The 21,327-nt window shown below is 67.2% G+C and carries 20 protein-coding genes; 12 read left to right on the top strand and 8 right to left on the bottom strand.

Translation table 11 applies throughout. The features are described 5' to 3' along the window. Positions 1-32: 32 nt before the first annotated feature. The 9 genes from ACSVDM_RS19890 to ACSVDM_RS19850 all read left to right on the top strand — a co-directional run bounded on the left by ACSVDM_RS19890 (position 33) and on the right by ACSVDM_RS19850 (position 9,547). The gene (locus tag ACSVDM_RS19890; RefSeq protein ID WP_067495005.1) at positions 33-887 is read left to right on the top strand and encodes an MlaE family ABC transporter permease; all 855 of its coding nucleotides are present in this window, start codon (positions 33-35) and stop codon (positions 885-887) included. 2 nt (positions 888-889) lie between these two features. Beyond that, positions 890-1,753 (top strand): MlaE family ABC transporter permease, encoded by an 864-nt coding sequence (locus tag ACSVDM_RS19885; protein WP_067495001.1) that lies wholly within the window; start codon positions 890-892, stop codon positions 1,751-1,753. A 6-nt stretch (positions 1,754-1,759) separates the two neighbouring features. Then, positions 1,760-3,253 carry an MlaD family protein gene (locus ACSVDM_RS19880; RefSeq protein ID WP_439266934.1) on the top strand — a complete coding sequence of 498 codons (1,494 nt, stop codon included), beginning with the start codon at positions 1,760-1,762 and terminating at the stop codon, positions 3,251-3,253. Then, positions 3,250-4,275 carry an MCE family protein gene (locus ACSVDM_RS19875; protein ID WP_067643952.1) on the top strand — a complete coding sequence of 342 codons (1,026 nt, stop codon included), beginning with the start codon at positions 3,250-3,252 and terminating at the stop codon, positions 4,273-4,275. Before ACSVDM_RS19880 ends, ACSVDM_RS19875 begins: the two co-directional genes overlap by 4 nt. Continuing rightward, on the top strand, positions 4,272-5,267 hold the full coding sequence (locus tag ACSVDM_RS19870) for an MCE family protein (protein ID WP_439266932.1): 996 nt from the start codon (positions 4,272-4,274) through the stop codon (positions 5,265-5,267). Before ACSVDM_RS19875 ends, ACSVDM_RS19870 begins: the two co-directional genes overlap by 4 nt. Further along, positions 5,264-6,370 (top strand): MCE family protein, encoded by a 1,107-nt coding sequence (locus tag ACSVDM_RS19865; RefSeq protein ID WP_067643950.1) that lies wholly within the window; start codon positions 5,264-5,266, stop codon positions 6,368-6,370. The genes ACSVDM_RS19870 and ACSVDM_RS19865 overlap by 4 nt, the downstream gene beginning before the upstream one ends. Before the next feature lie 8 nt (positions 6,371-6,378). Continuing rightward, entirely contained in the window at positions 6,379-7,470 is a 1,092-nt protein-coding gene (locus ACSVDM_RS19860; protein WP_439266930.1) for an MCE family protein, read from the top strand. Beyond that, positions 7,467-8,645: an MlaD family protein gene (locus ACSVDM_RS19855; RefSeq protein WP_439266928.1), complete on the top strand. Its 1,179-nt coding sequence runs from the start codon at positions 7,467-7,469 to the stop codon at positions 8,643-8,645. Before ACSVDM_RS19860 ends, ACSVDM_RS19855 begins: the two co-directional genes overlap by 4 nt. Positions 8,646-8,773: 128 nt before the next feature. Next, positions 8,774-9,547: a hypothetical protein gene (locus ACSVDM_RS19850; RefSeq protein ID WP_439266926.1), complete on the top strand. Its 774-nt coding sequence runs from the start codon at positions 8,774-8,776 to the stop codon at positions 9,545-9,547. An 82-nt stretch (positions 9,548-9,629) separates the two neighbouring features. Here ACSVDM_RS19850 and ACSVDM_RS19845 read toward each other — a convergent pair whose 3' ends face one another. The 6 genes from ACSVDM_RS19845 to ACSVDM_RS19820 all read right to left on the bottom strand — a co-directional run bounded on the left by ACSVDM_RS19845 (position 9,630) and on the right by ACSVDM_RS19820 (position 15,276). Then, positions 9,630-10,166, bottom strand: a complete 537-nt coding sequence (locus tag ACSVDM_RS19845; protein WP_067644290.1) for a ribonuclease H family protein — start codon at positions 10,164-10,166, stop codon at positions 9,630-9,632. Positions 10,167-10,176: 10 nt separating this feature from the next. After that, the gene (locus tag ACSVDM_RS19840) at positions 10,177-10,653 is read right to left on the bottom strand and encodes an SRPBCC family protein (protein ID WP_067643940.1); all 477 of its coding nucleotides are present in this window, start codon (positions 10,651-10,653) and stop codon (positions 10,177-10,179) included. Between the two features lie 23 nt (positions 10,654-10,676). Further along, a complete protein-coding gene (gene lhgO, locus ACSVDM_RS19835; RefSeq protein ID WP_439266925.1) occupies positions 10,677-11,900 on the bottom strand; it encodes an L-2-hydroxyglutarate oxidase in 1,224 nt (407 codons plus the stop codon). Then, entirely contained in the window at positions 11,897-12,532 is a 636-nt protein-coding gene (locus ACSVDM_RS19830) for a hypothetical protein (protein WP_439266923.1), read from the bottom strand. Before ACSVDM_RS19830 ends, lhgO begins: the two co-directional genes overlap by 4 nt. 494 nt (positions 12,533-13,026) lie before the next feature. Further along, positions 13,027-13,818: a TIGR03084 family metal-binding protein gene (locus tag ACSVDM_RS19825; protein WP_439266921.1), complete on the bottom strand. Its 792-nt coding sequence runs from the start codon at positions 13,816-13,818 to the stop codon at positions 13,027-13,029. A 102-nt stretch (positions 13,819-13,920) separates the two neighbouring features. Then, entirely contained in the window at positions 13,921-15,276 is a 1,356-nt protein-coding gene (locus ACSVDM_RS19820) for a hypothetical protein (RefSeq protein WP_067643933.1), read from the bottom strand. Positions 15,277-15,479: 203 nt separating this feature from the next. On the opposite strand from ACSVDM_RS19820, the gene ACSVDM_RS19815 reads away from it, so the two are divergent. Both ACSVDM_RS19815 and ACSVDM_RS19810 read left to right on the top strand, forming a co-directional pair. Further along, complete coding sequence (locus ACSVDM_RS19815; protein WP_439266919.1) at positions 15,480-16,346, top strand: 3-hydroxyacyl-CoA dehydrogenase family protein; 867 nt, start codon at positions 15,480-15,482, stop codon at positions 16,344-16,346. Between the two features lie 3 nt (positions 16,347-16,349). Continuing rightward, positions 16,350-17,237 (top strand): hypothetical protein, encoded by an 888-nt coding sequence (locus ACSVDM_RS19810; protein WP_439266917.1) that lies wholly within the window; start codon positions 16,350-16,352, stop codon positions 17,235-17,237. Here ACSVDM_RS19810 and ACSVDM_RS19805 read toward each other — a convergent pair. Together ACSVDM_RS19805 and ACSVDM_RS19800 are read right to left on the bottom strand one after the other, a co-directional pair. Next, positions 17,223-17,735, bottom strand: coding sequence for a YceI family protein (locus ACSVDM_RS19805; protein WP_439266915.1), 513 nt, complete (start codon positions 17,733-17,735; stop codon positions 17,223-17,225). The two genes, ACSVDM_RS19810 and ACSVDM_RS19805, sit on opposite strands and share 15 nt — an antisense overlap. Beyond that, entirely contained in the window at positions 17,732-18,067 is a 336-nt protein-coding gene (locus ACSVDM_RS19800; protein ID WP_439266913.1) for a hypothetical protein, read from the bottom strand. Before ACSVDM_RS19800 ends, ACSVDM_RS19805 begins: the two co-directional genes overlap by 4 nt. Positions 18,068-18,188: 121 nt before the next feature. Between ACSVDM_RS19800 and ACSVDM_RS19795 the strand changes: the two genes are divergently transcribed. Next, complete coding sequence (locus tag ACSVDM_RS19795) at positions 18,189-21,326, top strand: AAA family ATPase (RefSeq protein ID WP_439266912.1); 3,138 nt, start codon at positions 18,189-18,191, stop codon at positions 21,324-21,326. Position 21,327: the final 1 nt, after the last annotated feature.

Genomic DNA, 21,327 nt, shown 5'->3' with positions numbered 1-21,327 from the left:
TTGATGGCCTGGCGTCGAGAGGGGTAATAGCAGTGCAGTCGACCAAGAGTCCGCCCGAACGTTCACGGGTCAGTGAAGCTGTGGACTGGACCAAGGGCCTTTGGGAAGACCATCCGAAGAAGTCCCTCGAAACCTTCGGTCGACAGATCACGATGGGTATCGAAGCCATCACGGAGCTGGTCGTCGCGATCTTCCGTAAACGCTTCCCCTTCGACGAATTCGTGCGTCAGTGCGCGTTCATGGCAAGCGTCGCCGCCGCTCCGACGCTGCTGGTCGCCATCCCGATCGCGGTCATCGTGTCCATCCAGGTCGGCGCGGTCGCCGGTCAGGTCGGCGCGACCTCGTTCATCGGCGCCGCCAACGGCCTCGGCATCATCCAGCAGGGCGCGCCACTGGTCACCTCGATCATGATCGCCGGCGCCGTCGGCTCCGCGGTGTGCGCCGACCTCGGCTCACGAACCATCCGCGAAGAGATCGACGCCATGAAGGTGATGGGTGTCGACCCGCTGCGCAGGCTCGTCGCCCCCCGGCTCGGCGCCGCCATGCTGGTGAGCTTCCTGCTCTGCGGTTTCGTCGTGTTCGTCGGCTTCATCACCGGCTACATGTTCAACATCTTCGCCCAAGCGGGCACGCCCGGTTCCTACATGAGCACCTTCGCCTCGTTCGCGGTCACCCGTGACCTCGCGGTGGCGCTGCTCAAGTCGGTCATCTTCGGCATCATCGCCGCGATCATCGCCTGCGACTCGGGCCTCAACGCCCGTGGCGGCCCCGGTGGTGTCGCCAACGCGGTGAACTCGGCGGTCGTGAGTTCCATGGTCATGCTGCTCGGCGTCAACGTCGCGATCACGCAGATCTACGCCGCTGTCTTCCCCCCACAGGTGGTCTGACCATGTCATCGACTTATGTACCTCCGCTGCTGCGGCCGATACGCCAGCTCAAGGCGGCGGGCAAAGCGCCCGTCGACGCGCTCGCGCGCCTCGGCCACCAGGTCTTCTTCTTCCTGCGGTCCGTCGGTTCCATTCCGCTGGCGTTCAAGCAGTATCCGAAGGAGATCTGGCGCCTGCTCTCCGACGTCACGTGGGGAAACGGCAACATCGTCGTCGGTGGTGGAACCATCGGCGTCATCCTCATCATCAGCGCCTTCGGCGGCATGACCGTCGCCATCCAGGGCCACACCTCGCTCGACCTGCTCGGCCTGAGCCCGATCACCGGTGCCATCTCGGCCTTCGCCACCACCCGTGAACTCGGCCCGCTGCTCGCGGCGCTGGCGTTCGCGGCTCAGGCGGGCTGTCGATTCACCGCGCAATTGGGCGCCATGCGCATCTCCGAGGAGATCGACGCGCTCGACTCCATCGCCATCCGCCCGCTGCCCTACCTGGTCAGCACCCGGATGATGGCCGCGGTCATCGCGATCGTTCCGCTGTACTGCATCGGCCTGGTGATGGCCTATCTGTCCTGCTCGGTCACCGTGCAGCTCATCGGTGGCACCGCGGCGGGCACGTACTCGCACTACTTCTACCAATTCCTGGTACCGACGGACGTGCTGTACTCGCTGCTCAAGGCGGTCATCTTCGTCATGATCACCACGTTCATCCAGTGCTACTACGGCTTCTTCGCCTCGGGTGGTCCCGAGGGCGTCGGCGTGGCCGCGGGCCGGGCGATCAAGATGTGCATCATCCTGGTCGTGTTCGCCGACCTGTTCATGACATTGGCGATCTGGGGCGTCGACCCCGGCATCAGGATCTCGGGGTAGGGCCAGATGATCATCGATCCCAGTGGGCGCGGTCCCACCATGAAACAGCTGTACGTCGCGGGCCTGTGCGGCCTGGTCGTCTTCGCTGTGATTCTCGCTTTCCTCATGGCCAGGTACCAGGGCTACTTCGTACCCAAGGTGAACGTGGCCGCGAACCTGTCGACCACCGGTGACGGGCTCCCGTCCAACGCCGATGTGAAGTTCCGTGGTGTGCTGGTCGGCACCGTGAAGGACGTCGACATCGTCGACCAGGGCGCCGTGCAGAAGGTGAACATCGAGCTCAAGCCCGAGTTCGCCAAGGGTGTCCCGAGCAATGTCACCGCCCGCATCGTGCCGAGCAACCTGTTCGCGGTCACCTCGGTGGAACTGGTCTTCAACGGCGCCTCCAACGACTACCTCGAAGAGGGTTCGGTCATCCAGGAGGACCGCAGCGAGGGCACCATCGCGCTGCAGGACACGCTCACCACGGTGCGCGACATCCTCAACGAGGTCGACCCGGTGCAGCTGGGCCGCGTGCTCGGCACCCTCACCCAGGCCCTCGACGGCAGCGGCCGCGTGCCCGGTTCGACCATCCAGCGCCTGGACGAGTGGATCACCACCGTCTCCGACGCGGGCCCGAACCTGGCAGGCATGCTCGACGACTTCTCGGCCTCGGCCAACGCGCTGAACCAGTCGGCGCCGGAACTGCTCGACGTGCTCGGCAGCTCGGTGCAGACCGCCAACACCATCGCGAGCAAGCGTGACCAGCTCGTCGCCCTGCTGATGGGATCGAGCGCGACCACCGACCGGGTCAACGACCTGTTCGCGAGCAACCCCGACGTGGGTAAGGAAGTCACCGTCGGCATGAACGCCACCCTCGGTGCCGTCGCCCACGAACCGAGCTCGATCACCAAGACCTTCCAGGTGTTCGGACCCGGACTCGCCGCGCTGAACACCACCTTCCACGGTGGTCCCAGCGGTAAGCAGATGGTCTGGAACGCGGGTCTCACGTTCACCCCGTACCAGCCCAACACCGTCGCGGACTGCCCGCGCTACGGCGATCTGCTCGGTCCGAGCTGCTTCACCGCGCCCGCCGAGGTGAGCCTGCCGCCGCTCCCGGAGAAGCTGCGTCCCCGGGCGCTCGACTCCGCCGCGGGTCTGCCGCCGCTGGTGAACATCCCCGGGCTGCCGCAGATTCCGGGCCTCACCATCCCGGCCGCGCCGCTGCAGGCGGCGGCCGGAACCGAGATCACGCCGTTCGCCGGTACTCCGCTCGAGGGGCTCGTCCCGTCGTTCCAGATCCCGGGCCTGCCCGGTGCGGCGCCCGCCGCCGCACCCGCGCCTGCGCCCGCGCCCGAGCAGGCACCCGCGGTGCCGTCGGGTACGCCCATCTCCTACCAGGGCAACGACGCCATCGTCGAACTCCTCGGCCGCAAACCGACGGTCTCCGAGCTGCTGCTGCTCGGTCCGATCATGAAGGGCGGAACTCTGACCGTGTACGACAACGAGGGTGGCGCATGAGTATCCGCAAGCCACTGATCGGATTCGGCATCTTCGCGATCGTCTCGATGCTCGTCATCGTGGTCGTGTGGAATACGCTCGCCCGTTCGGTAGACGGTGACACCCGCAAGTACACCGCCATCTTCACCGACGTCCTCGGGCTGCGTCCCGGCGACGACGTCCGGATGGCCGGTGTGCGTGTGGGCAAGGTCGAGAAGATCGAGCTCGACGGCAAGAACGACGCCAAGGTGTCGTTCATCGTGCAGAGCGACCAAGACGTCTTCGACGACACCAAAGCCCTTGTCCGCTACCAGAACCTGATCGGCCAGCGCTATGTGGCGCTCACCCCGGGCAAGTCGCCGAGCCCGCAGGTGCTGGCCAGCGGTTCGGTGATCCCGCTCGAGCGCACCGAGCCCTCGTTCGATATCTCCGCGCTGCTCAACGGTTTCCAGCCGCTGTTCCAGGCGCTGGAGCCGGCCCAGGTGAACGCGATGTCGGAAACGCTGATCCAGGCGTTGCAGGGTGACGGAGTCTCGTTGTCCTCCTTCATCATCCAGGCGGCGCAGATGGCCACCGACTTCCAGCGTCGCGACGCCATCCTGAGCGATGTCATCACCAACCTGTCGGCGGTGATGGCCGGTCTGGCCAAGCGCGGCGACGAACTGGAAACCCTGGTGACCCAGACCCGCGCGCTGATCGGCGGGCTCTACGACCAGGGCCAGTCGCTGCAGAACTCGACAGCGACGCTGGCCGACGCCACTACCTCGCTGGTGGCGATGATGAGCAAGATCCAGCCGCAGCTGGCCGCTACGCAGAACTCCACCACCGCGGCGCTGAACCTGTTGCTCGCCAACGGTGCCAAGCTCGACCAGGTGGCCATCGACATGCCGTCGATGCTCGCCGACCTCGGCCGTATGACGTCCGAAGGCACGCACGCCAACGCCTACCTGTGTGGCCTCGATGTCTCGCTGTACGGGGTGCTCTTCCCGCGCGGCCTGTTCAGCCAGATCGGTGGCACGTCGCACTCGGAGGTGTGCCGATGAGCAAGCTCAAGAAAACATTCCTCGGCAACCGCAACTTCTGGCTCGGCGTCATCGGTTCGCTGGTGGTCGTGCTGTTGCTGGTCGGCTCGAGCATCCTGCAGTTCATCGGGATCGGTAAGCAGAGCATCGAGGCCGAGTTCGTACAGGCCGCGGGCATCAGCACCGGCGACAAGGTCGCCGTGTCCGGTGTTCAGGTCGGCACGGTGTCGGGCGCCAAGATCGAGGGCGACCACGTGGTCATCACCCTCGACGTGGACTCGGGCATCAAGTTCGGACCCGACGCGCACGCCTCGATCAAGATGGCGACCCTGCTCGGTGCCCGCTACGTCGACCTGAAGCCGGGCGACGGCACGGGCCTGAAGAACGACACCATCCCGCGCTCCAATACCGATGTCCCCTACGACATCGCCGATGTGGTGCAGGTCGGTACCCCGAAGTTCGAGGCGCTGGACACCAAGAAGCTGGCCGCCTCGCTCAACACCATCAGCGGCGAACTCGGTGACTCACCGCAGCTGGTCGCCCAGGCGCTCGACAGCGTCGGCGCCCTGGCCAAGGTCGTCGACAAGCGCAAGGGCGAGGTCGACAGCCTGCTCAAGGATCTGGACCGCGTCACTCAGCTGCTCGCCGACAACCGCAACAGTGTGCTGCTCGTCATCACCCAGGGCGAGGCCATCGCCAGCCGGGTGATGGAACGGCAGAACCTGCTGCGTCAGCTGCTCGACAACATCGCCACCCTCACCCGTCAGCTCGAACAGATCGGCGGGGAGAACGGCAACCAGTTCGCGGGCACCATCGGCCAGCTCAACACCATGGCCCAGGGTCTGCAGAAGAACAAGGACAACCTCGACAAGCTGTTGCAGATCGGTGCGCCGACCGCGCGCTACTTCAACAACGCGCTCGGCAACGGTAACTACGGCTCGGTCGCGCTGCCGTGGATTCTCCCCGACAACTGGCTGTGCTTCGCACAGGTGATCCAAGGGTGCGCAGGATGAAACTGAATTTCCGACGCGGTAAGGAGCTCGGTCGCGCGTTGCTGATCGGCGCGACCGCACTGACCATCGGCAGTTGCTCGCTGCTGCCGAATCAGGTGGACGACGCCCTCGGCCGCTCGACCAAGATCACCGCGGACTTCGAGAACATTGCGGGTATGTACGAGGGCAACCAGATCATGGTCCTCGGCTTGCCGGTGGGCAAGGTCGACAAGATCGTGCCCAAGGGCACCTATGTCGAGGTCCACATGACCATCGAGTCGGGGGTGAAGATCCCCAAGGAGGCGATCGCCGCGATCATCTCCCCCTCGATCGTCACCGACCGCCACATCGAGATCACCCCGCCCTACACCGGCGGGGAGGCACTCGAATCCGGTGACCATCTGCCCAAGGCACGCACCAGGACTCCGGTCGAGCTGGACACGATGATCAAGACCATCGACCAGTTCGCCGCCGCGCTCAAGCCCGAAGAGGGCCAGGAAGGCCTCGGCCCGCTCTCGGGCCGGGTGCTGTACCCGGTGCTCAACGGCAACGGCCAGAAGATCCGCGAAACCCTCGACGCCCTGTCGTCGGCGCTGAAGATCGGTGTCGACAACAAGGACGCGATCTCCAACATCATCATCAAGCTCAACGAGCTCACCACCATGCTGGCCGACAACGACCAGTCGGTGCGCGACTTCAGCAACCAGGTCACCCAGATGTCGGGGCTGCTCGCCGAACAGGCCCCCGGCCTGCAGGCCACCCTCGACCAGCTCAACGGGTTCCTGGCCAACACCTCGAGCACCTTCGGCGAGCACGCCGACGAACTGTCGGCCTCGCTGACCGGCCTCACCACCGTCACCAACCAGTTGCGGGCCAACTCCCGCGACATGGTGGAGATCGTCGACGTCGTTCCGCTGCTGATGCAGAACATCGACGGCGCGATGAACAAGGAGAAGGGTTTCGTCCGGCTGCACGGCCTGATCGGTACGACCCTGTCCGGTGAGATCGTCAGCCTGTTCTGCGAGCGCATCCAGATGCGCTCGGACGGCTGCCGCACCGGCAAGGTCGAGGATTTCGGTCCCGACTACGGGTTCACCGCCGCACTGCTTGGACTCACAGAATGACCGGACCCATGACGAACAAGCTCCGCCGCACCCTGCTCGCGGCCACCGCGCTTGCCACCGTGACCATCACCACCGGTTGCGGTTTCACCGTGGAAGACCTGCCGCTGCCCAAGCCGGGCGCCGAAGGCGACACCTACACCATCCACGCCGAGTTCGACAACGCGCTGAACCTGCCCGACCAGGCCAAGGTGAAGATCGGTGGTTCCGATGTCGGGGTGGTGTCCTCGATCAAGACCAAGAACTTCACGGCCGTGGTGGACCTGCAGATCCGCTCCGACATCGACCTGCCCAAGGGCAGCACCGCCGAGCTGCGTCAGGCGACGCCTCTCGGTGACGTGTTCATCGCCCTGAACCGGCCGAAGAACAACACCGGCACCGGCGGCAACCTGGCCGAGGGCGACACCCTCACCCAGGAGTTCACCTCCGCGGGCGCCACCGTCGAGGAACTGCTGATCTCGGTGTCGATGCTGTTCAACGGCGGCGGTGTGGCCAGCCTCAGCCGGCTCGGCACCGAACTCGGGTCCATCCTCAACGGCCAGGGCGGCAACCTGGCGCACCTCATCACCCAGATGACCGGTGTGATCGGCGAATTGAACAACAACAGCGCCCGGGTCGACTCGGTGCTCTCAGAGTTCAACACCCTCGCCGACACCATCGAGGCCAACAAGGCCCAGCTCGGTCAGGTGGCCGACACCCTGCCGCAGGCCATCGGCGCGATCGCCGAGAACAACCGGGCCATCGGTGACCTGCTCACCAAGGTGTCCACGGCAAGCGCCGCGATCGGCGACTACGCCAACACCACCGGTGACCAGCTCTCCGAGCTGCTCACCAACCTCGACAACCTGATGAACGCCCTCGCGGCCTCCGGCGACAGCTTCGGTTACGTCATGGATCAGCTGATCGACATCAAGCCGAAGGTCACCCAGACCTTCCTCGGCAAGTCGCTCGCACCGTACGCGACGCTGACGAACCTCGATGTCGGCCTGCTGACCGACCCGGCCAACAGCAAGTTCCCCGATATGAAGGACGTGAACGACTTCGTCGGCAGCTTCATCCAGGTGCTGCAGATCGTTCAGGGCCGAGTGGGAGGCCACCGATGAACAGGGTCAAGAAGTTCTTCAGCAGCAAGATCGTGCTCGCGAACTCCGCGCTGGTCGTGGTGCTGATCATCGGTGCCAGCTACCTGCTGGTCAATGTGATGCGGGTGAACCCGCTGCGGTCGGAGTACGACGTCACTGTGACGCTCGACCGCTCCGGTGGTCTACAGCCGGGCAACGACGTGACGCTGCGCGGACACCGGATCGGCAAGATCGACACGGTGGACCTGATCGACGAGGGCCAGGCCATCGCGGTCAAGGCCGTGATCGACAAGAGCTACAAGATCCCCGTCGACACCATGATCCAGGTGGCGGCGCTGTCGGCGGCCGGTGAGCAGTACATCGACTTCCGGCCCAACAGCGACGCGGGCCCGTTCCTGCGCGACGGCGCGGTGATCGAGTACAACCCGGAGCAGATCAAGACGCCCGTCCCCGTGTGGGCGGTGCTCGACGATACGAGCGCGCTGATCGGCTCGGTGAATCCGCAGCAGTTCAAGACCATCCTCGCCGAACTCGACATCGCGCTCGGCGCGGGCCCGGATCGGCTGCGCGGCCTGATCAACGGCACGAGTCTCGCGGTGGCGGGTCTGCACAACCTGCTGCCACAGACGGTGAATCTCATCGCCAACCTGCGGGTGATCGCCGACACCACCTCCAACGCCCAGCCGGATCTGCAGACCCTGACCCGCAACTCGGGCTCGTTGCTGACGCAGTTCAACAACGCCAATGCCGAGCTGCAGGCGGTGCTCGACAACGCGCCGGCACAGTTCGAGGCGCTCGGCGCGGTGCTGGACAAGACCGCCGATCCGATCAGCGGGCTCGCGGCGAACTTCGTCGCGATCACCCGGGCGGCACAGTTGCGTCAGCCGGCCCTCCGGATGCTGTTCCCCTCGCTTGCGCAGGGCCTCGGGTCCATCGCGGTTCCCGCCCACGACGGTGAGTTCCACACCATTATCGATATCTGGCCGCGCCCGACGTGTAACTACAACACCGAGTACCGGCGCAACGAAGAGGTGCAGGACGGGTCGATCCCGAAGTGGAACTACTGCATCAACCCGCCCGCTGACCTGCAGATCCGTGGTTCGGCCAACGCGCCGCGCCCGAATGTGCCCGACAACGGCGCGCAGATGCCGGCGGGTGTGGATCCGAACGAACGGACCCCGATTCCGGCCAAGTGAGACCATGCCCGGTCCTACGCTCCGGCGTCGGACCGGGCATACTCGGCGGGGGACACTGTGGCCCGCCTCACGGGCCCACGAACGAAGTCGGTGCGAGTGTGTGCCGGGAAAGAGCAGGATTGATCTAGATGACCAGCGACGACGCCGAGAGCAAGAAGGACGCTACCCCGGCGGAAAAGCCCGAATCGGCCGCTACCGAGACCACCGCCGACGAGACGGTGAAGCTCGACAAGGCCGAGTCCGAGACGCCGAAGGCGGCCGAGCCCGCCGCCACGGCGGCAGCGGCCCCCGCGGAGCCCGCCGCGTCGTCCGGGGCCGAACGCCCGGTCGGCTGGCTGGTCGCGGCGGGTACGGGTGTTGTCGCTGTCGGCGCGATCACCGCCGCGGTGGTGTTCTTCCTGCAGAGCAGCGACCGGGGCGACAAGCTCGACGCCATCGAGGAGTCGACCAAGGCGGCCTGCGCCTACGGCCGGGTGGCCACCAACTACGACTACTCGAACAACATCGACAAGTACTTCGAGGACATGCGCTCGGGTGCCACCGGCGACATCAACGAGCAGTTCACCCAGGCCGGTGACATGCTCAAGGGCCTGATGGTCGAGCGTCAGGTGAAGTCGCGCGGCGAGGACATCCAGTGCGCGTACCTCAGCGGCGGCGAAAACCAGGCCAAGGCCATGGTGACGCTGGCGCAGTACACCTCCAATGCGGCCGCTCCCGAGAGCGAGCCGATGAACATCGCCATCGAGATGACCCTCGACCGCGAGGGCGACAAGTGGCTGGTGAGCAAGATGGAGTCGCCGGTGCTCAAGAACGGTGGCGGCCTGATGGGTGGCGTACCGGGTGGGGCTCCGCAGCAGCCCGCACCGGAGACGCCTGCTCCGGCTCCCGCGCCCGGCAACTGATCCGGTAGTACGACAGTGCCTCCGGCGGAATCGCTTCCGCCGGAGGCACTGTCGGTTGCGGACACACTCCGGTCGCGCCGCGTCAGAACAGGGTGAGTGTTCCCGACGCTGTCGGCGCGACCGGCTTCCCCGTGGTCCGCGGCTGGGTGGTTCGGGTGGCAACGGGTGTGGCGGCGTGTTCGTGGCCGTGTGCCGCGGCGTCGCGTGCGGCGATGCCCGCCAGTTTGTCGGCTTGCTCGTTGAAGTAGTTGCCCACGTGTCCACGGACCCAGCGGAATCGAACGGGCCCTTCGCGGGTGGTGATGGCGCGGTCGATCTGCTTGATGATCTCGACGTTCTTCACCGCACCGCCGGTGGAGGTGCGCCAGCCGTTGCGCCGCCAGCTGCCGATCCATTCCGAGGCGCATTTGATGGCGTATTGGGAGTCGCTCTCGATGAGCATCGGTTCGGTGCCGGGGTGGGCGAGGATGGCTTCGAGGACCGCGCGTAGTTCCGCGATCTGGTTGGTTCCGCTGGCCGCTCCCCCGCTGGCCACCGGTCCTTGATGATTCACCCAGGCCCAGCCGATGGCACCACCGGGATTGCGCAGGCAGGACCCGTCGGTGCTCACGATGATCATGACCGCCACCCTAGGCGATGCGGCCGACAAGATCGGTACCGTGGAATGCCTCTATCTCCCTTCGCAACCGCGATTCTGTGCGGCGCAGTGCCGATCTCGCGGCCGCGTCGACGAGGCCCTGGCACATGCGGCCGAACGCACCGCGTGGTGGTGGATAGCCGGCTTCGGCGGTCAGTACCGACCGTTCGTAGCCGAGTGGGTCGAACCGTAGTGTCACGGTTCCGTATACCCGCCCCCGCAGGGTATACCCGATCACCGCGCCGCGCCGGTATTCGGTGATCTCGCAGGTGAGTGTCATCGGGATCACTCCGCCCAGGCGAACTTTCAGCGAACAGCTCGCCCCGAGCCCCTGTGCCGGTGCCGCGCCCTGTGCGGTGACGGAGGTGACGCCTGCCATCCAGTGTGCGAGATGCTGGAAGTTCTCCGTATAGGCGAAGGCCGCGTCGGTGGGCGCGCCGACGTCGCTCGCGTACCTGATGTGGCCCACAGGCCAAAAATACTACAAGAATCCTATTTATTTGCTGGAAGCTGGATCTGATCCACCAGGTATCGGGCGATCGGCATGGCCGAGGTGGCGGCGGGTGAGGGCGCGTTGAGAACGTGGATGGACCGTGGCGTGCGCTCGATCAGGAAGTCGTGCACGAGGGTGCCGTCGCGCAGGACGGCCTGGGCCCGGATGCCCGCGCGATGGGGCAGCAGGTCGGCGATGCCGAGTTCCGGGCAGTACCGGCGGCATTCGGCCAGGTAACCGTGTTTGAACAGGGAGTTGCGCAACTCGCGCACGCCGGTGCGCAGGTGGGTGCGGGCCACCCGGTGCACGCCGGGGAAGCGCAGCACGTCGAGGGCGTCGCGCCCGTTCACGCTGCCCTTGCGGTAGCCCTCCCTGGCCAGCCCGAGTACCGCGTTGGGGCCGACGGTCAGCTCGCCGTCGATGGTCGGGCTCAGGTGCACGCCGAGGAACGGCAGGGCCGGATCGGGCACCGGATAGATCAGCGTCCGTACCAGTCCGGCACGTTCGGTGGGCAGGCGGTAGTACTCGCCCCGGAACGGCACGATGCGGAAGTCGTTGCGGATCCCCGCCATTCGAGCCAGGCGATCGGCCTGTAGGCCTGCGCAGACCACGAGAGTCTTCGCGACGACCGCACCACCAGGGCCGGAAACCGTGACAGCCGAGTCCGTTTCGACGATCGACTCGACGGTCGTGCCGAGCATGGTCCGGCCACCCATGTCCTGTACCTGCGCGGCCAGCGCGGCGGTGACCTTCGCGTAGTCGATGATGCCGGTTGCGGGCACGAAAAGCGCTCCGACACCACGAATTCCCGGTTCACGACGGGACAGTTCCGCGGCATCGATGGCCTCCACCTCCACACCGTTGGCGATGGAGCGCTCGTAGAGATCGAGCATCCGGGCGTGTTCGGTGGAATCGGTTGCCACCAGCAGCTTTCCGCACACCTCGAACGGAATGTCGTTGGCGGCGGCGAACTCCTTGGTCCACTGCGCGCCCGCGCGGCACAACCGGGCCTTGAGGCTGTCGGGCGGGTAGTAGATGCCGGAGTGGATCACGCCGCTGTTGTGCCCGGTCTGATGGGCGCCGAGCGAGTGTTCCTTCTCGATCAGCACCAGGCTCGCGCCGGGGTAGGCGCTCAGCAGGCGATGCGCGGTGGCGACACCGACGATGCCGCCACCGATCACGCAGAAGTCGTACACCCCGTCATGGGTACCGCCGGAAATCACACGCCGACGGTAGTCGGCTCTTCGACGGTCTCGGATCCGGGCTGGTCGCCGGGCGCTTCGATGCGCACGGTGTGCCGGCCGAGCGTGGGGTCCGTGAGCACGAATTCCACTGCGCCCTTGCGGGTGTCGACCTCGGTGTGCAGCGAGGTGACCCCCACCGGCTCGGTGGTGATGCCGAGATACTTGCCCGCCTTGTTGAGCGCGTTGGTATCGACGGTGAAGCTGACGATGTCGGTGCGCGGCGTCGCGGCCTGGGCGCCGACATAGGTGGTGCCGATGCGGAGTCTGCCCTCGAGTGCCCTGCCGTCCAGTGCCTGGTTGCTCTGCGGTGTCGCGGCAGTGGCGGTCTGGTGCTTGACGGCCGGTGCCCGGCCTGCCTCGGGGACGAAGCGTTCGGTGGTCCAGGCCAGTTCGACCACGTCGTCGGCGACGGCGCGGACGGAGTCGTCGGCCCGGTGGTGTTGCCCCGGGTCGGCGATGTCGGCGGGGGTCGGGTTGTCGTGCGGCGGCACGAGCTGGGGCATGTTGTTGACGATGTAGGCACCCGCGGCCACGGTGAGGCAGAGGCTGGCGGCCCCGGCGGCCACCGTCGCGGACAGCCGCGCGATCTGTGCAGGTCGATGTGCGGTCACGATGCAGTCCTCCCGGTGGGTGTGGATCTACCCGAGCGCTGTGCTCGCATCGTTGAAAGCCACGCGCTGATCCCCACGTTACGCCGGTGCTAGCTGGAGTTAGCACCCCTGATGCTGAGATCAGGGTCACATCTGAAACATGCGTGTATCGCACCTGGTCGGCGCGCGTGTCGACGGCGTGGTTGTTTTCCTCACGTCACACGGGGTATTCCGGGAGTGCAGGCGAGCGTCATTCACGACTGCCACGGGCCTACCCCGGCCAACGTCGTCCGGGGCAGTCAGGAATGGCGCTCAGGGAGGACGCTCGCCTGTGTCTTCCGAGCGCTGGCGCGCTCGAGCGCGGCCCCTGGAGGGCCACGCGATCAACGCTCGAGACTCGCGCTTCGCGCATGCGCTTCGAGCGCTGATCGCGCGGCCGGGCCGCTACGCCGCTTCGCGGCGGACCCTCCTCGAGGTCGGGTCGTGCGGGGCTGGGGATGTTGTCATGGCGGACTTCACGTGAACTGATTGGGCTCTCGGCCGGGTCCAGGTGGACCCGCGAAGGCCTGGGCGATGGTGAGCCAGTGGTCGGCGTCGGGGCCCTCGGTGGTGAGGGCGGTGTCTTCGCGGTGGCGGCGCTGGGTGGCTACCAGGCAGAAGTCGAGGGCTGGGCCCGATACTTTTTGTTTCGCGTCTTCGGGGCCCCAGGTCCAGAGGGTGCCGTCGGGGGCGGTGAGTTCTACGCGGAATTCTTCGGCCGGGCCGGCTTCGCCGTGGACGGTGTAGGCGTAGTTCCTGGCTCGCACGCTGATGTGGGCGACGGTGCGCAGGCGGTCGGTGGGGGTCCGGGTGACGCCGAGTGCGTCGGCCACGTCCTGACCGTGCGCCCAGGTTTCCATGATGCGGGCCGAGATCATCGAGGCGGCGCTCATGGGCGGGCCGAACCAGGGCAGTTTGGTGCCGGGCGGGACGGCGGCCAGGGCGGCGATGAGCTGTTCGCGGCCCGCGCGCCAGCGAGGCAGCAGGTCGGCGGGCGGAGTCTTGGCGAGTTCCTCGGCGGCCTCGTCGACGAAGGTGAACATCTTCGCGGCGGCCTCGGTGAGCAGCTCGGTGAACGCCGCGTTGTCGGTGGCGGCCAGGACGGAAACCTCGTCGGTCCAGGTCAGGTGGGCGATCTGGGTGGCGATGTCCCAGCCGGGAGCCGGTGTGGGGGTCTGCCACTGTTCGGGGGCGAGCGGGGCGACGAGTTTCTCCAGGTCCGCGCATTCGGCGGCGAAATCGTCGAGCAGCGCTGCGAGGTCAGCCATGTGGTTCCTTGGGGCGAAGCGTCGCGCCACCGGTCGGGTGCGCCGTCGTCACCAGAATCGCAGCGCCACCCGGAAAATGCAAGCACGCGTGCTTGTTATTGCCTACCAGCCGAAGATGAGAAGGTGAATCGCGCCGACGGCGATCCCGAGCGCGCCACCGTGCAGGTACAGCAACCAGGCGTCCTGCTCCACCGACGCGTAGAACATCTCCATGAACTCGCCTGGCGTGAGCGTGCGCAACTTGCGGGCCGCGAAATCGTCGATCTTCTTGGCCTGCTCCCGCACGAACTGCTCGTCCTCGACCATGCCCGGCGCCATGCTCAGCCCGGCCCCCGCACCCGAGACGGCGAGGTTCTCGAACTGCTTCTTACCCATCGCCGCGCGCACCATGAACGCGGTCGGCCCCAGCTGACGGTGGATCTCCTCCGACACCACCCGCTCGATGAGCTGGCGCGTCTTGTCCCCGTTGGGTCCCTCGAGCAACTCGTTGGACAGGTTTTCCACGGTGAGCACCTGGTAGGCCAGGATGTGGGCCAGATCGGTCGCGGCCTGCGGCTGGCGCTTGGCCAGCAATGCCTGGCGCCACAGGTACTTGTAGCGCGGCTGCGGGTCGCCCGGCTCGAACACCATCTTGATGGCGATGACGTTCACCGTCACGCCGATCATCGCCGAGGCGAACAGCACGATCACCCAGGCCGGAATGGCGCCCCAGTACGGGATCTGCGAGTGCACGTGCAGGTACAGCGCGAGAATCAGGCCGAAGGGCGCACCGAGCAGACCGATGCGCGCCATGAACTTCAGCTCGGGCGCGGCGATGGTCGTGGTGAGGTCCTTGAGGATCTGCGGGTTCTTCTCCAGGTACCGGATCACAAAGTTCTTCACGTCCAGCAACTGATCGATATTGTCGCCGAGGCTCTCGAACGCACGCCGCGACAAGGTCGGCAGCTGCCGGTCCACCCGCTGGTAGACCGCCTGCTTCATCTGCCGGGGCAGCGAGCGCCACAGGTCGGGATTCTCCCGGTACATGATCTCGTCGACGATCGACTGCACCTGCGGACGGGCATGTTCGGCCAGGTAGTCGCCGATGCCGTCGAGGTCGAGTTCGTGGATGAAGTCGCGCGGGCTGCCGATGCGCATCAGCGCCTTGTCCACGCAGATGCTGGCCATCTTCTCGGCGCGCGCGGGAATGAAGCCCTGGAAACCGAGCATCCGCCCGTCGCCGGAGAACGTGGGAAGCACCTGCACCCGGCGGGGCAGGTACGGGTAGAGGATGTGCAGCATCGGCACCCGGAAGCCCTTGAAATGCAAGGGCCAGAACAGCATCAGCACGCCGGTCCAGTTGGTGAGCCAGCCGGCCAGGGCGCTGAAGATCGGGAAGCTCACGAGATCGACGACGAATTTCGACTGGCCGGTGAGCTCTTCCCAATCGATGAAGAGTCCGGAGGCCAGTGTGGTCATCGAGGAGCCCCCTAGAGCTGACGCGCGAATTTCGTGAAGAACGTGAGGATAAGGCAACCACATTCTGACCGGTCATGACGGGGTGTCAACGAACTGAACACCCCCCGTCAGCGGCGCAGCAACCATTCGGCAGCCGGTTGGCGATAGGCTTGATCCGCGCTTGACGACGAGTTCTTCCCACCACCTGTGTAGAGGGAGTCACCGTGAGTGTTCCGCAGGATCATCTGAATCGTCCGGTCGCCGTGATCGGCGCGGGCACGCTCGGCAGGCGGATCGCCCTGATGTTCGCCACCCGGGGCGGCAAGGTCCACATCGTCGACCCGACCGCGCAGGCCGGTGCCGAGGCGGTGGATTACGTGCGCGAACAATTGCCCACCGTCGCCGCGTCGGTGCCGAGCGGGTCGCCGGGTTCGGTGGAGTACATCCAGGACCAGGCGAGTGCGGTGCGCGGCGCCTGGCTGGTCGTCGAGGCCGTGCCCGAGATCCTCGACCTGAAGAAGAAGGTGTTCGCCCAGCTCGACACGCAGGCCGACGCCGACGCGATCGTCGCCTCGAACTCGTCGTCGTACGCCAGCCGGTTGTTCACCGAGGACTGCGAGACCCGCGACCGCATGCTGAACACGCACTTCTACATGCCGCCCGCGTCCACGGCGCTCGATGTGATGTCGAACGGGCACACCTCGCAAGAGGTGCTCGATTTCGTGCTGCGCACTTTCCCCGAATACGGTCTGCACCCGTTCCTGTGCCGCAAGGAGAGCACCGGTTTCATCTTCAATCGCATCTGGGCCGCGATCAAACGCGAAGCACTCGAGGTGGTCGCCGAGGGCGTCTCGGTGCCCGAGGACATCGATCAGATGTTCGTCCTGAATTTCGGGACCAAGGCGGGACCGTTCCGGATGATGGATCAGGTCGGACTCGATGTGGTGCTCGATATCGAGGAGCATTATCAGAAGGAGAACCCGAATCTGCCCGAGGGCCCGATCACGGTGCTGCGCAAGTATGTCGACGCGGGCAAGCTCGGCGTGAAATCCGGGGCGGGTTTCTACGACGACTACCCGAAGCAGGGCTGAGCGGTGACCGAGTTGCTGGCCCTCGATCTCGCCGCCGGTGCGATCCTCGCCGTCTCGCTCGACGGCAGCGAGGTCCGCACGCTGGTGAGCGGGCTCGATCAGACACCGGACGGCATCGTCGTCGACCAGCTGCGCGGCCACATCTACTGGACCAACATGGGCCGCCCCGATCCCGGCGGGCGGCCGGGGATCGAGCCGGAGTTCTTCTCCCGCAACGGTTCTCTCGAACGAGTCGACCTCGACGGCGGCAATCGCACGACCGTCCTCGCTCCCGGGTCGTTCACCACGGGTAAACAGCTCACCGCCGATTTCGAAGCGGGCCGGTTGTATTGGTGTGACCGTGAAGGCATGTCGGTGCTCACCTGCGACCTGAACGGTGACGACCTGCGACCACTCGTCGTCGCGGGCAACGACGCACAGCTGCAGACCAATTGGTGCGTAGGTATTTGCCTCGACACCGATCGCCGCCTCGTCTACTGGTCGCAGAAAGGCTCTCCCGACGCGGGCGAGGGCCGGATCTTTCGCGCCCCGATCGACCTGCCCGCCGGCATGGACCCGGCCGCCCGCACCGATATCGAGATGCTGTGGGCGGGATTGCCGGAGCCGATCGATCTGGAACTGCGCGGCACCCACACCCTGATGTGGACCGATCGCGGCGCCGAACCCGACGGCAACTCGCTCAACGAGGCTGCCGTCCAACCCGACGTGGGCCGGCCGAAAATCTTGTCGCGCGGGTATCGCGAGGCCATCGGGTTGGCCGGGTTCGACGCCCACTTCTATGTGAGCGACCTCGGCGGCTCGATCCGCCTGGTCGACCTGGGCGCGGGCACCGACACCGAACTGGTCCGTATCGGTAACCCGCTCACCGGTCTCGCCCTAGCCGACCTGTAGCGCGGGGCGCAACACCACCCGGACGGTGATGTCGATCCACCGCCCGATCAGCAGCGACGGCGCGCGCAGACCGAGCTGGGTGCGGTCGAGGACCGTCGAGGCGGTGACGGTGACGGTCGTGTCGGTGACGTCGAAGGCGTCGACGGTGAAGATCAGCGGCACGGTCCGTCCGCGCGCCGAGGCGACCCCGGCGACGCGCCACCGGCCGTCCTCGGCGGTGATGTCCTCGGCGGTGAATGTCATCCGTGGATGACGGTCCAGGTCGAGCAGGCGTGGTTTGCGCAGGTCACGGTCGCGCCGGGCGTGGCCGGTGTCGATCGCGGCGAGGTCGATCACGCCGGTGGCGGTGACCGGCCGGCCGTCCGGCGCCAGCGTGAGCAGGCCTGCCATCACCGGCGCCTCGCCACGGACGTGGTGGCCGAAATGGCCCACCTGGAAGGCGGCGGTGCTGTGTTCGGTATCGGCCACCCAGTCGGTGGCCGTCATGATCGGGTTCATGACCGTGCTCCTTCGGCGTAGATGGTCGCCCGGTCGCGGTGCACGTGGACCGGGTAGATCTCCACCCGGTCGGGGCCGGGCAGCAGGGTCGGGTCCTCACCCGGCAGCAGGTCGGTGGCGAGGATGGCCGCGCGCACGGCGTGGATGGCGGCCTCGGTTTCGGCGATGCCGATCACCAGCCCCGATCCGTCGTGGCGGCGCAATTCGTAGAAGTCGAGCAGGCCGGGCACGGTGGCGACGGCGGGCTGGATGCGGTGGGTGGCGGCGAAGTCGGCGGCCGCCAGTTCGGCGGCGCCGCGCGGGCGGTCGAACCAGACGAGGTGTGCGTACATGATGTGCTCCTGACCTGCGATGATGTGGTGATCTCAGGATCGCCGCGGGCGGGCTCGCGCGGATCAGTGCCGGTACGTATTCGCGGTACTGAACTTCGCCCGATGCGCGGATACTGGGACGATGCAGACTCCGGTCGTCGGGCGGCACGAGGAGCTCGCCCGGTTGCGGGCCGCGGTGCTGGCCGCGCAGTCGGGTTCGGGTCGTTTCGTGCTGGTGAGCGGGCCCGCCGGGATCGGCAAATCGTGGCTGGCCGACCGGGCGGCCGAGCTCGCCGCCGAAGCGGATATGCCGGTGGCGCGCGGCAATGCCGTCGACGACGCGGGTATGCCGCCGCTGTGGTTGTGGCGGCGCGCGGCCCGTTCCGTGCCCGGCCTGGCCGCCGCGCTGGAAACGGTCGCCGAGCCGGGCGCCGCGGCCGAACGCCGATTCCGGATGTTCGCCGAGGTCGCCGACGTCCTCACCGCCGCGTCCTCGGGCCCCGGTCTGCTGCTGATCCTCGAGGACCTGCACTGGGCCGACCCCACCTCGCTCGCCCTGCTCGGCCACGTCGCCGCCCAGACCGAGCGCACCGGACTGCTCATCGTCGCCACCGCCCGCGAACCCGCGGGCGACAACCTCCTCGCCGTCCAGCCCGACTGGCTACGCCTCCCCCACGCCCACTTCCTCACCGTCCCAGCCCTTTCCGAGCCCGAGGTCCGCTACTGGCTCGAATGCCACCATCTCCCTGCGGAATACGCACCCCGCGTCCACGCACGCACCGACGGAAATCCCCTCCTGGTCCGCCTGGTCATCGACTCCGACCCCGCCCGCTCCGGCGATCCCCTGATCGAGGTCCCCGGCTTCCGCCGCCTCATCCTCACCCGCCTCGACCACCTCTCCCCCGAACAGATCGACATCCTCGGCACCGCAAGCGTCCTCGGCGAACGCATAGACGTGGATCTCCTTGTCCGCGTGTACGAGTCGACCTGCGCGCAGTCGGCACCGGGGTACCGGCTGGATCAGGGCACGAGCGTCGAACGGGACGCCTTGCCTGCCGACATGCACACGAATCGCGGTGCTACTGGTGGTCGGAACCGGCCGGAGGTGGACGGCGCGGTCGAGGGTGCCCGCGAGGGCGAGTCCGGTATGGGTGATGGTGGCGTGCACCGCGAGGGCGCACGGCAGCGGGTGCTGCGGGCGCTCGACGCGGCGACGGCGGCGGGGATCGTGCGCCGTTTCGCCGAGGGTGCGAACGGGTTCGCGCACGCGTTGATCCGGGATGCGGTGTATGCCGATCTGGCGCCGTCGCGCCGGGCGGTGCTGCATCGGGCGGCGGCGATCACCTTGGCCGAGACCTGCGGGGACGGGCTTGCGGGACTGATCGCGACGCATTGGCGGCAGGCGAGTGGGTGCGGGGAGTCTTCGTCGTGCCTGTACTGGTCACGGGTGGCGGCCCGTTCGGCACGCGCGGCGGCAGCGTATGCGGAGGCGATTCGGTTCGGGGAGTGGGCCATCGACGCGGTGGGGTCGGCTGCCGAGGAGCGGGCCGAGTTGCTGATCGACCTCGCGCGCGATGAGTTCGCGGACGGACGGATCGCCGACAGCCTCGCGCACTGCGTGCGGGCGAGCGATCTCGCCGAGCAGGCGGGCCGCCCCGATCTGCTCGCCGAAGCGGGTCTCGTCGTCCACGGCGTCACGACGCCGACCGTGATGACACAGCTGGATCACCTGTGTAGCAGAGCCTTACAGCAGTTGGATCCCGCCGAGCACGCCGACCTGATCGCCCGGATACTTGCCCAACGGGCCCTGGCGGCGGCCGATCGCGGCGCGGGTGCCGAGGCCAGACGTCTGTCGGAGCAGGCGATGCGCGCCGCCGAGGGTTCCACCGATCCCGATGTCGCGCTCGATGTCATCCATGCCCGCCACCTCGCGCTGGCCACCACCGAATACCTCGACGAGAGAACGGCACTGGCCGCCCGCGCGATCGAGATCGCCGTCGATGCCGAACAACCACTGGCACAGCTCTGGGGATATGTGTGGACAGCCGACGCCGCCCTGCAACGCGGCGACCTCCCCGCCTTCGACAACGCCCTCGACCACATCGAACTCCTGGCCGACCGCCGCAAACTCCCGGTGGCCCGCTGGCACCTGCTGCGCTTGCGCGCCACCCGCGCGGCCCTGGTCGGCGAACTCGACGCAGCGCTCGAATTCGATGCCGCCGCCTATGAATTGGCACTCGGCATCGGTGACTACTCCCTCGCCGGGCTGCACCACGCCTTCCGGGGAATGCATGCGGTGATCGTCGGATACGTCGACCGCACCGTCCTGGACGAAGCTGTCGCCGCGCTGGCCTTCGCCCCGAAAATACCTATCGCACAACTGTTCTCCCCGATGATGCACGCCCTGGCAGGTGATCTCGACGAGGCACGCACCCTGTTCGAGCCGCTCCGCTCGCTCCCCGACACCCTCGAGATCGGCCCACGCTGGAACGGAACGGTGTACTCGGTCGGCTTGGTAGCCGAACTGCTCGACGACGCCGACACCGCCGACCGGGTCTACCGTGTCCTGGCAGGCCGCGAGCACAACTACGCCGCCGACGGCACGGGCGCCCTGATCTGCGTCGGCTCCCTGGCCCGCGTCCGCGCCGACAACGCCAGGGTGGCAGGCCACCTGAACGCCGCCATCGACCTCTACCGCCTCGGCCTCACCATGGATACCGAAATCGGCGCCCACCCCTTCATCGCCCTCGGCCACCTCGGCCTTGCCCGCACCCACCTGGCCCGCGCCACCCGCGTTCTCAGCGACCCCGCCCGGAGCGACGACGCCGACCCTCTTGCCGGGCGTGCCACCGGCCCGCGTGCCGATCCCACCGCCGTCTCCTCCGCCGACCTGAACGGTGGTGGCCGGACCGCCGGCCCGCATGCCGCCCACACCAGCCCCGGCGCGGACCGCATCACCGACCTCGCCGCGGCTCGCGCAGCCGCCGAACAGGCCGCCACCGCATTCCGGCGTCTCCACATGCCTCACCGCCTGCGGCAAGCCGACGACCTGCTCGCCGCGATCACCACCGCTACCCACACCGCCGACCCCCTGACCGCCCGCGAACGGGAGGTACACGACCTCGTCGCGGCGGGCGCGACCAACCGCGAGATCGCCCATCGCCTGGTGCTTTCCGAGCGGACCGTCGAAACGCACGTCCGACATATCCTCGCCAAACTCGGCATCACCACCCGCACCGAGATCCCTCGCCGCCCCGCCGAGCGCCGGCATTCCGGATAAC

The organism is Nocardia sp. JW2, from assembly GCF_051843015.1.
Lineage (GTDB): Bacteria > Actinomycetota > Actinomycetes > Mycobacteriales > Mycobacteriaceae > Nocardia > Nocardia coubleae.
Note: the sequence above shows the minus strand (reverse complement) of the source record. Positions and strands in the feature narration are given on the sequence as shown.